The sequence below is a fragment of the Rhodococcus sp. (in: high G+C Gram-positive bacteria) genome, from assembly GCF_049591685.1.
Lineage (GTDB): Bacteria > Actinomycetota > Actinomycetes > Mycobacteriales > Mycobacteriaceae > Rhodococcoides.
The window spans coordinates 1-10,319 of sequence record NZ_JBAWFH010000567.1 but is presented as its reverse complement, the minus strand read 5'-3'; the positions used below and the strand labels follow the sequence as shown (position 1 = coordinate 10,319).

12 protein-coding genes and 1 pseudogene are annotated in these 10,319 nt (G+C 63.6%); 4 read left to right on the top strand and 9 right to left on the bottom strand.

The genetic code is table 11. From position 1 onward, the window contains the following. Window positions 1–33: 33 nt before the first annotated feature. From WBQ44_RS23440 to WBQ44_RS23430, 3 genes are all read right to left on the bottom strand, one after another. Complete coding sequence (locus WBQ44_RS23440; RefSeq protein ID WP_495569051.1) at window positions 34–411, bottom strand: histone-like nucleoid-structuring protein Lsr2; 378 nt, start codon at window positions 409–411, stop codon at window positions 34–36. A 190-nt stretch (window positions 412–601) separates the two neighbouring features. Beyond that, entirely contained in the window at window positions 602–1,522 is a 921-nt protein-coding gene (locus WBQ44_RS23435; protein ID WP_495569050.1) for an SDR family oxidoreductase, read from the bottom strand. A gap of 46 nt (window positions 1,523–1,568) precedes the next feature. Next, the gene (locus tag WBQ44_RS23430; protein ID WP_495569049.1) at window positions 1,569–2,789 is read right to left on the bottom strand and encodes a glycosyltransferase; all 1,221 of its coding nucleotides are present in this window, start codon (window positions 2,787–2,789) and stop codon (window positions 1,569–1,571) included. 301 nt (window positions 2,790–3,090) lie between these two features. Here WBQ44_RS23430 and WBQ44_RS23425 point away from each other — a divergent pair, with 301 nt between their 5' ends. Further along, window positions 3,091–3,636 (top strand): DUF6328 family protein, encoded by a 546-nt coding sequence (locus WBQ44_RS23425; protein ID WP_495569048.1) that lies wholly within the window; start codon window positions 3,091–3,093, stop codon window positions 3,634–3,636. Between the two features lie 48 nt (window positions 3,637–3,684). Here the strand turns inward: WBQ44_RS23425 and WBQ44_RS23420 are convergent, their stop codons facing one another. From WBQ44_RS23420 to WBQ44_RS23410, 3 genes are all read right to left on the bottom strand, one after another. Next, on the bottom strand, window positions 3,685–4,422 hold the full coding sequence (locus WBQ44_RS23420; RefSeq protein ID WP_495569047.1) for an ANTAR domain-containing protein: 738 nt from the start codon (window positions 4,420–4,422) through the stop codon (window positions 3,685–3,687). Between the two features lie 53 nt (window positions 4,423–4,475). Next, complete coding sequence (locus WBQ44_RS23415; protein ID WP_495569046.1) at window positions 4,476–5,291, bottom strand: GAF and ANTAR domain-containing protein; 816 nt, start codon at window positions 5,289–5,291, stop codon at window positions 4,476–4,478. 135 nt (window positions 5,292–5,426) lie between these two features. Further along, window positions 5,427–5,564: a hypothetical protein gene (locus tag WBQ44_RS23410; RefSeq protein WP_495569045.1), complete on the bottom strand. Its 138-nt coding sequence runs from the start codon at window positions 5,562–5,564 to the stop codon at window positions 5,427–5,429. A 28-nt stretch (window positions 5,565–5,592) separates the two neighbouring features. On the opposite strand from WBQ44_RS23410, the gene WBQ44_RS23405 reads away from it, so the two are divergent. Then, window positions 5,593–6,315: an ANTAR domain-containing protein gene (locus tag WBQ44_RS23405; RefSeq protein ID WP_495569044.1), complete on the top strand. Its 723-nt coding sequence runs from the start codon at window positions 5,593–5,595 to the stop codon at window positions 6,313–6,315. A 5-nt stretch (window positions 6,316–6,320) separates the two neighbouring features. Here the strand turns inward: WBQ44_RS23405 and WBQ44_RS23400 are convergent, their stop codons facing one another. Further along, window positions 6,321–7,295 (bottom strand): glycoside hydrolase family 25 protein, encoded by a 975-nt coding sequence (locus WBQ44_RS23400; RefSeq protein WP_495569043.1) that lies wholly within the window; start codon window positions 7,293–7,295, stop codon window positions 6,321–6,323. Between the two features lie 261 nt (window positions 7,296–7,556). On the opposite strand from WBQ44_RS23400, the gene WBQ44_RS23395 reads away from it, so the two are divergent. Then, complete coding sequence (locus tag WBQ44_RS23395; protein ID WP_495569042.1) at window positions 7,557–8,360, top strand: ANTAR domain-containing response regulator; 804 nt, start codon at window positions 7,557–7,559, stop codon at window positions 8,358–8,360. Window positions 8,361–8,410: 50 nt separating this feature from the next. After that, window positions 8,411–8,686: a putative quinol monooxygenase gene (locus WBQ44_RS23390; protein ID WP_495569041.1), complete on the top strand. Its 276-nt coding sequence runs from the start codon at window positions 8,411–8,413 to the stop codon at window positions 8,684–8,686. A gap of 129 nt (window positions 8,687–8,815) precedes the next feature. Here the strand turns inward: WBQ44_RS23390 and WBQ44_RS23385 are convergent. Continuing rightward, a pseudogene (locus WBQ44_RS23385) lies at window positions 8,816–9,263 on the bottom strand (DUF8820 family protein). 112 nt (window positions 9,264–9,375) lie between these two features. Further along, window positions 9,376–10,095 carry a DUF6745 domain-containing protein gene (locus tag WBQ44_RS23380; protein ID WP_495569040.1) on the bottom strand — a complete coding sequence of 240 codons (720 nt, stop codon included), beginning with the start codon at window positions 10,093–10,095 and terminating at the stop codon, window positions 9,376–9,378. Between the last annotated feature and the right edge of the window lie 224 nt (window positions 10,096–10,319).

The following is a 10,319-nucleotide window of genomic DNA, read 5'->3' as shown; positions in this document are numbered from 1 at the left end:
CCGGCCCGGTGTCTTGTCGAAACGTCGCCAGCGTCAGTTGGCTGCCTCGTAGGCCTCGACGATGTCCGCGGGAATCCGGCCGCGGTCGTTGATCTCGTAACCACTGTCCGCGGCCCACTGGCGAATTGCTCGGGTCTGCGCGGGGTCACGCTTGGTCGCAGGGGCAGCGGCGCGCGGTGCCGCGGTGGGTGCCGCGCTCGTTGCCGACGCTTTCCGCTTGCGTCCTCCGACGCGCGTCGCGTACTCGACGTAGTACTCGAGCTTTTTGCGAAAGTCGTTCGCATTCTTGTTCTTCAAGTCGATCACGTAGTCGACGCCATCGAGTGAGAATTCGATGGATTCGCCTTCGTCCTCTTTGATCGGAGTGCCGTCGACGTCGTCGACGAGTTCGTAGATGACTTGCTTCGCCACAGTGCGAAACCTTTCGGATAAGGGGACTTTTCCCTTACCTTAACCACTCGATATGGATACCGGACCCACCGGACCTCTATTTGCCGTTGTGAAAAACGACAATGTCCGGCGGATCGGGACGGACAGGGCGGATATTTTCGGCCCGCCGGTCAAGACATATCGGTCGGTATCGTTCGGCGTTCCCCGAACGCTACGGCGTCGGCATTCCACCATTGACATGAATTGTGGCGCCGAGGACGAAGCTCGACTCGGGTGAGGCCAGGAACACATAAGCCGGTGCCAATTCGGTCGGTTGGCCGGAGCGACCGAGCGGTGTGCTCTGACCGAACTCGGGAAGCGCCTCGGTAGGCTGACCGTCGCTTGGCTGTAGCGGCGTCCAGATAGGCCCGGGGGCAACGGAATTGACGCGAATTCCCTTACTCGCCAATTGATTCGCCAGACCCTTGGTGAAATTGTTGATCGCTGCCTTCGTCGATGCGTAGTCCAACAACGTCGCAGCAGGCATGTACGCCTCGACCGACGTCGTGTTGATGATCGTCGATCCGGCAGGAAGATGAGCCAGCGCGGCGCGAGAGGTACGGAACATCGCAAGAATGTTGGTCTCGTATGTCTGCTCGATCTGCTCGTCGGTCAAGTCTTCGAGGTTCGTGACGGCGATCTGTTTGCCGGCATTGTTGACGAGAATGTCGAGACCACCCAGTTGGTCGGCGGCGTCGTCGACCACTTTCTTGCAGAATGCAGCGTCGGTCAGATCACCCGGCAGACCCACCGCCGTGCGGCCGGTCTCCCGAAGGATGCGGAGCACGTCCTGCGCATCCTGTTCTTCGGCAGGCAGGTATGTGATCGCAACATCGGCCCCTTCACGAGCGAAGGCGACGGCGGTGGCTGCGCCGATGCCCGAGTCACCGCCGCTGATGAGCGCTCTGCGGCCGACCAGGCGACCGGTGCCGACGTACGAGAATTCACCGATGTCGGCCTTCGGAGTCATTTCGGTGCCGAGGCCGGGCTCTTCCTGGTGCTGCTCCGGCGGCTCGATCACCGGGTAGCGCGATACCGGATTCTGAAATTGGAGTTGAGAAGTGCGAGTCTGGTCTGTGTCGTCGGATGCCATGCGGCTCGGTTGCCCGATGCCGCGCGACGACAAACCCTGCCGCCGGCTACTCGACGAGCGCCCGCCTGGCCTTCGACGTGCTCAGCGCGTCGTCGTAGACGCGAAAGGTGTTCTCGGCGATACGGTCCCAGGAGTAACGCGACTGAGCCCGGTCTGCACCGGCAACCCCGAGCGCGAACCTGCGCGGCTGATCGTGGACCAAATTTTCGACGGCTTTGGCCAGTGCCTTTCGGTTGCGTGGGTCCACCAGCCTGCCGGTGACACCGTCGACGACGACGTCTGTCACCGAACCCAGTGCGCGCGCGACGACGGGCACGCCACACGCCATGGCTTCGAGAGCCGCCACGGCAGCGGACTCGCTGGGCGAGGTGCAGATGAAGATAGCTCCCGAGCGCAGTACCGCCGGGAGATGGTCGCCCGGTACCGCGCCACCGAAAACGACGCGATCGGCGACTCCCAGATCGACGGCAAGCCGGTGCAGGCGTTGAATATCCGGTCCGCCGCCGATGACGAACAGTTCGGCTTTCGGAACACGCCGAACGATGTCGACGATCGCATCGACACCCGAGCCAGAAGACAGATCACCCCCGGTGATCAATCGTTGCCCGGGTTCGACCCGTTCCACCGCGGGACCGTCCGGGTTGAAGTGAACCGTATCGACACCGCTGGGGACGATCGCGATCTTCGCCCGCGCAATCGCCCTGTGCGTCAACCGATCCGCTTCGTCGGAGCACGATGCGACGATGCGACCGGCAGATCGCAGGATCTTCCGCTCCAAGATCACCCTCGCCGACGGGCCACCCTCCGAGCCGCTGCCGTTTCCGGTGCCGCTGACGTTTCCGGTGTCGCCTGACAGCGAACCATGGAACGACATCACCGTCGGAACCCCCACCTCGTGCGCGGCGAGTCCCCCGGCCAATCCCGACATCCAGCAGTGGGCGTGCACAATATCCGGCCGCTCCAGCGCCCAGCGATCTCGCAGCCCTGACCCGAAGGCACTGGTGAACAGCAGAAACTCGCTTGCAGGAAGGCGCCGGGCAGGACCGGCGGTCAATGTGAGAACGCGATAACCGGCCGTCGTCACAACCTCGTCGTCGACCGAGTCGTTGTCGCGGCGCGTGTACACGTCTACGGACGCACCCAGGCCTGCCAAAGCCGTCGCCAGTTCGGCGATTCGGTGACCACCGTTATCGACGGGTCCGGTGAGCGGGCTCTCGTGTTCGGATACGAGCGCAATGCGCATGACGGTCTCCTGTGCGGTACGCACGGCCCGACCGGACCCACACCGCACGGCCTCGCAGGCGCGGTGATGTGCCGTCCCGGAGCTGGAGACGAGATGCTCGAAGCGCGACGGTGATGCTCCCGTACGCCGTGCCACCACAATAGTTCATTCGTAGAAAAATGAGCCTCGAACGGGTTGTTTGAACGATTCTTCGAGTGGGCACATGTAATTCGACGGTGGTGTGACGCAGCTCGTCTCGCTTCGAGTGGACAGACGTCGTCGGAGCCTCGCCCGCCCGTCCGAGCCGAGAACTGCGCTCGTTCCCTCGGAATCCCTGGAGGAAAACATGTTTCGGACCTTCGACGCGCATCGTGAGATCACCACGGGTCGCGGGGCGCACTGTGATTACAACCGTGAACAACGAGGGGAAAGCCCTATCCAAACCCTCGATCGCAATTGGATCAGTCTGCTCCAAGAATTGCGAGTGGTACAGACGGGTGTGCAGCTGCTGACCGGCTTTCTCCTCATCCTCCCGTTTCAGGAGAGGTTCCATGATCTGCCCGACTACGGTCGCGCCGTGTACATGGCAACTCTGACTTCCGCAGTGGCGGCAACGGTCTTGCTGGTGGCACCGGTCGCCATGCACCGGATGCTTTTCCGGCGGAAAGCGCTGGCCCAATTGGTCACCGCATCACACAGGTCCGCCGAGGCGGGCCTGACTTTCCTCGGCCTGGCGTTGGCCGGTGCGGTAGCACTCATCTGCGAAGTGGTGCTCAGCGGGTACGCGGCGGTGACCGGCGGCATGCTGGCACTGGTGGCCTTCGTGCTGCTCTGGGTCGTCGTGCCGTTCCGGATGCGGCCGCAGGAATCCGCCCCGGACGACGCCGATTGATGCACGGGCGCCGTCAACTCACGCGCCGTCAACTCACGCGCCGTCAACTCACGACGTAGGACCCTGAATCGACGACACGATCTCGGCCGCGACCTCCGCCACGGGTCGACGAGACCGTCGGGCCAGGCCCCGCAGAACATCGGTCGCACCCGAAATGTTGAGCTGGTGCCTCTCGGCGAGGATTCCCACCGCACGTTCGAAGGTCACGGTAGCGGCCGTTCGAGATTTCAACGCCTCGGACAAGACTCCCGGGCGATCGAAGTCGCCGGAGAGTCGCAGCGCGATTCCGACAAGATCGGCAAGCACTTGAACCCCGAGGGGATCACGGTCCGTGCTCGATCCAGGCATCCGTTCACCGACCCACGGATCGCCGGTGCCCACGACCAACGATCCGGCGGAGACGGAACCGCGACGGACCGGGAACGCCCGCACGCCGGCAATACCGTCGTCGGCGGCAATGGCGGCCGTCTCCGCCCAACGCTTCGACGACGCACCGGTGTCGTCGACGACGATCACCGCGTTGTGCTCGATGGAGGCCGTCCCCAAGCCCACCAACACCGCATCGGGCATCGGCCGTCCCGTTCCGTGTGCCGATGACGCGATCTCCACCAGTCCGCCGCCCGAGGCGAGGACGACACCCGCACACGTGCCGTCGACCATGGCCATCGCCTGCTCGGCGGCGGCGGCGCAGATCTCGTCGATACCCGGCCGATCGGCGTCGGTGAGCATTCGGCTCACCGACGCCAGATGGGTGGTGACGGGCGCAAGACCATTCGAGTTGTTCATGAGGGCATTCCCACCGATCCGCGAACGATGTTCCGCTCGTGTCGTGATGTCATCTACGAAGTTCCACTTTCGCGTCGGCCCGCGGGGCTGTCCCCATGACGAAAGTTCAGCCGACGAGCGACAACGTCGTCGGCGATGTCGGTGATCGAACGATGGTCCGCGTATGCGCGCGACCGCATCGTCGCCATCGCGTCGTCGATACCGACGTCCATCTGCACGGACACCATCCCCGCTGCATGGTTGACCTGCGGTCGGGCGTACTCGGAGTCCCACACACGGTCAGGGTCCGTGTCCGGCAGCCCAGCCGCCTCGGAGCCCGCGACCTCGCCCACCGAAGTGCCGGAAAACAACGACAGCAGCAGGTGTGCGGTGGTCTCCGCACCTCGTGACGCTGCAAGGTATTCGTCGGACCCCAGATCACCGGGCCACGTTCGATATATCTCGATTGCGCCGAAGACTGACGGCCCGCCCGTCAGCGGGAACGCGAACACGCTCGCCGCCCCCAGTGCGAGGGCGTCGTCGGTGAACCCGAGCCAACGCTCGGCGTAATCGTCCGCGCGGAGATCCGGGCACAGAACGGGCGTCGCCGAGGTGAATGCGTCCAGGCATGGGCCGATGCCGGTGGTGAACTGGATGTCGTCCAGATGCTGCGCGACGGCGTCACTCGCGTAGACCAGTTCTCGTGCACCGTTGGACGACATCAGGGTCACTGCAACCCCGCAGACGTCGGCGCCGGAGATTATGGCTCGGCAAGCGCGATCGAGCAGCAGGCGCGGCGACAGTGGGTCTGCCTCCTGACCTGGTCCGGAACCGGACTTCGTCCCTGCGTCGGGCCGTCGATCGTCGTCGGCGGACGCTGCGGGGTTCATGGACGAAAGTTCCTTTTATTCGGTCCGTCGGGTCGCTCGGCTACGGCACCGACCCGACCAGGATATCCATTGTTGTTCCGAATCGCACAGTCTCTCCCCATGAAGGACCGCGATCGGGACCGATGCGGCGTAGTGTCAACCCTGGGGCGCACGGTTGTCGATCAGGGAAGACAACTCGACCGCGACAGCACGGCGTTTGTACAGCAACAGTCGGTTCAGCAAGACCGCGACGATCCGCCCGGCTCCTTCGAGAGACATAATTTTGGGCGGCATCGCAGCTATGGTCGAAAACAACCGGCACATGGACACTTCACTACGAGCAACCGACCCCGATCTGGCCGACCTCATCGAGCGCCGGCTATCGGTATCGGCGCGCGACGCCGACCACCTCATCGAGCTGATGACCCGGGTCGCGGACCTTGCCACCGAGCACATCTCCGGCGCAGATCAGGCGGGAATCACCGTCGAACTAGACGACGATGCCCCGATGACAATTGCCCCGACCGATCACCGGGTTCAGCGCTTCGACAACAGCCAGTACGAGCACGACAATGGACCGTGCCTGCAGGCGACCCGCACCGATCGCGTGATCGATATCGGGATAGCGGAAATGCGCGAACTGTGGCCGGATCTCGCTGCAGTATCCGAACAATGTGGAATCGGACGCGTGCTCGCTGCGCCGCTGCACCGGCGGTCCATCGCGGTGGGGTCGCTCAATCTCTACACCGATGCGGCGACCGTAACCTCGATATCGGCCGACTCACCGGTGTTGGTGGTCCTGCTGGACCACCTGGACCGAGCACTCGACGTCTACAGCAATTACAGCGCCGTGGCCGAACACGCTCATGCGCTGCGGGGCGCTCTCGAGGGTCGCACGATCATCGACAACGCTCTCGGAATGATCAGCGAGTTGGAGCAGTGTTCGTTCGATGCCGCCGTGGAAATACTGGACCGTAAAGCCCGGATCGAGAACGTTCCTCGCCGCGCCGCCGCAGACAGCGTCGTCGCGCATCGAACCATCTGAGGCACCTACTTCTCCATCTCACGCAACAATTCGAGGATCGTGTCGTTCTGCTCCTTGATGTGCGCGACGGCGTCGACGAGGGTTCGAGTCGGGACGGCGCTGTCCGGCCCGTCGCCCAGTTGTGGCCATCCCTCGAAATTCGGGCCACCGCCAAGCTGAGCGAGGATGACCGCAACCGCTTCGGTGAGGAACCTGTTGCGGTCCGGGTCGGTTTCGACGGCGCGGCCGAGCAGTTCGAACCCTCGACCGTTCGGTCCGAAGAGTTGCCCGGCAATCGCTGCGGCTTCGTCCGACATGTCGAACTCTCCTTTCGGTGTCGCTGACCCGAACAGGACAGCAAGTTGATTGTCGTTGCCGCGGAACGCATTTGCGTCGATCGACTGGCCGGCAACCGTCGCGCTCTCGGAGAACTGCAGAATCTCGACGGGTTTGCCGCCCATGTCGGCCCACCCACCGCGCGCCCCGCCGCCGCGGGAGGGGGCCCAGTCGTCACCTGGATACAGCCGCGAAGCGTAATCCCGACCGCCGACGTAATCGCTGTTCCAGATGCCAGTCGGCAGCCGGTCGAGCGGAGCCCGCGCCATGCGGCTCTCCCAGAACCAGCGAGGAATATAGACGGGGAGAAATCGCTGGAACCCGACGGCTCGATACGAGTCGATCCTGCGCAGAAGGTCGTCGACCGAACCGCCTCCCATGGTGTCCTCGTAGTCGACCTGCAGCGGGAAGTCGGCGCCTCCCGCATGCTCGCGCAGAAAACGGGCTTCCGCCGCAGGGTCCGTGCCGGTGCGGCAGAACACGTAGCCGCCCCATCGCCCGGGGAAGTGTCGCTCCATCTCTGCGCGGGCCCGCGGCCAGTACGGATCGCGGTAGCCCGTTCCCTCCGTGATCTTGTGCGTGGCGAACGAAAAACCCTCACGCCTCGCGGCGGCGAAGTCGAAATTGCCCTGGTGGTTGCTGACATCGATGCCGAACAACGTCATCGAAGTCTCCGTTTCGTCAAGGTGATTTCCCGCCGACCTTCATTGTGCCAACGGGCTGCGACATCAGTCGGTGGTCAGGTTGCCGGCTGGACGTTCAGTGTGGAGATGCCCCGATCGAGAACAACCCCAGGCGCTCGAGAGCGCCCATATCGGACGTTCTTCCGATAGAGTTCGGGCAGACTCGGTGGAGCCCTCGCCGTTCCCTACCGCTGCCGCGGGCACCTCGCCGAGGTGATCCACCGCAGCCGGAACGAGCGTGAGATGAACGAGAAGCCCCGGATGACCAGTCCGCACCCCAATTCTGTATATGCAGACCCTGGTCGAACAATCGATGTCCATTCGCCCGAGCACATCGGCGGCTCTCTCCTCGCACTCGAACAGTTCCGGACCCTACTGCTGACCCATCGCGACCTCGACATGACGCTGCAGGGCGTATGCGAACAGGTGGTCACCGCCGTGGCAACCGCCGACATGGCGGGCGTCTCCGTTCTCCGAGACGGAACACGAGACCCCGAAACGGCTGCGGCAACGGATTCACGAGTCGTCGACGTCGACATCGACCAGTACGAAACCGACGAAGGCCCCTGCCTCGAGGCAGCACGAACCAAATCGATCGTTCGGGTGCGGGTGGTCGACACGATCGCGCGCTGGCCCAGGTTCGCGGCCGCCGTCGCGGAAGTCGGCGTCAGGAGTTATCTGTCGGCGCCGCTGTCGGTCGACGGCGTGCACCTCGGCGCCTTGAACCTCTACAGCTACGACGACCACGGCTTCCACGACATCGACGAAGTCCTGATCAAGACGTACGTCACTGCCATCGAGGCGGCAGTGGTGCATTCGCGTCGCGCGTCCTCGGCGGTGGAAGAATTGGACGGCCTGCAGGAAGCCATGCGCACCCGGGCCGTCATCGAGCAGGCCAAGGGCGTGCTGATGGCACTGCGCGCCATCTCCGCGGACGAAGCCTTCGCGATCCTGTCCTCGCAGTCCCAGAACCGCAACGTCAAGGTGTCGGTGCTGGCTCAATCGATCATCGAGACGGTAGGCACGAAGGGCATTCCGAAGGTCTGAAGCCTGTGACGCTTCGATGATTTTCGCGCCCGGACGATGTCCATACCCACATGATCATCGTTGCCGGATACCTCACCGTGAACCCGACCGACCGACAGAACTACCTCGACGGCTGCGCGGAGGTAGTTCGGATGGCTCGCGATGCCGCCGGCTGTCTCGACTTCGCGCTCGGCGCGGACCTCGTCGAACCATCTCGAATCAACGTGTACGAAAGCTGGGCGACACAGCAACAGTTGCAGGACTTTCGTGGATCCGGTCCGGACTCCGAGCAGACCGCCACGATTATCGACGCTGACGTCCGCGAATTCACTGTTCCGGACGCGTAGCTCCGAACGCCTCGGCTGTGCCGTCGATTATTGCGAGACGACGCCCGCACTGCCGTGCAAGCCGAACCGAGAACTCGCCGGCCGAGGAAGTGACGCGGTTGCGTAGACGAGTTCACCACCCACTGCGGGTCAGTCGGCCACCAGCTGCGACGAGGCGCGGTACCCACCCGTTCCGCGCTCACGCTGTCGGCTGATCACATAGCGACCGGGCGCAATTCCGGTGGCCCGATGAATGAGATACGCGACGACGTCTGCGTCGAGAACACCCAACGCCAACCCACGGCGGTCGACGACCGGCGTCGACCATCGGCACCCACGGCCGTCCCCGACGAGACTGTGCGGATTACCGCCCGCCGCGCTGCGCAGTAGTTCGACTCCCGACAGCGGCACGTCTTCGGTTCTCGTCCGGGGGGGTGAACGAAACAGACGGCGCCAGAATCGGATACGGAACAACAATGAGATCGCCCTGCGCCTGCATGCCGTCGACCACCGGCACCGACACCTCGCGGTCGAGGTAGTCGAAGACATCGAGACCGGTCATGGCCGTCAAAGTGGACAGAGTCATATCTGTGTTCATGAAATCACCTAGTGTGTAGTAGTAGTTATGTTCGTCGAACGAGGCGCGCATAGTCCGCGCCGTCGCGTTCACGGGAACCGTTGACAGCAAGCAGAACTCGACCACTGTCACCTCACACCTCGGGGGTCGCATCCAGCGCGAGGGTACATCCCGGATTACCTTGGTCGTCCGCACGATCGAGGAGGGTCAATCCCGCACCATCGATATAGGTGTCCCAACCGATCTTCTCGATCGCACAACGCCGAATCTCGACATTGCGTTCCGTCGCAATGCGTTCCACCGTCGGGTTCTGCACCACCCACTCGGGCACGATCGTCCCGTGCAGTGCGCACACCGAGTGACCGTCCACGAACCGAAGCGCCGGCCCGTCGTCACGATGCAACCGTTGCTCGTTGTGGACACCTGCCGGGGTCGGCTCGGTCGCGAGAATCGTGGGACGCTCGGAGAGGACGCAGACATCGTCGTAGGCCCACCACCATCCGGTGGCACCGGCAAGAGCGCCGAACACATCGAGGAGGGCGTTCTCCGCGGTACCGAAACGTGCCATTCCAATGCTGCGGCAGATGTCGTAGTAGGCGACCCGATGGGCTTCCTGCTGGCCGTACCAGGTGACGCTGCCCGCACCATCCGATGGTGGCAGCAACGTCCGGATAGCTGACAAAGAACCGCAGAAAAGGCTGACTTGCAACGATTCCCACACAGCAGACCTGATAATGGGATACGGACCGACCCCACCTCGCGCGGCGTCGACCGGTGTCATGGTTCGTGCTGCATCCGTCGCCCACCGCTCCTCCGGCCAGTCGTACCGGCGGTAGAAAACGGACGCGTCCATTCGATCACGCGCACGATGGAACTCGGAAGCGATAGAGGCCGAGATACAACTCGCGCCTATGCTGATCTGCGCTACGTCCGCCGTCAAACTCTCGGCAGCAATGCATTTCGCTCCCACAGGCGGCGACGGAACCCACACGAACTCCGGCTGCCGGAAGCCGAACATCGAATACAATTGCGATACAGACGCTTCCGCTGTGAACCGATCGGAAGGACGTGTACACA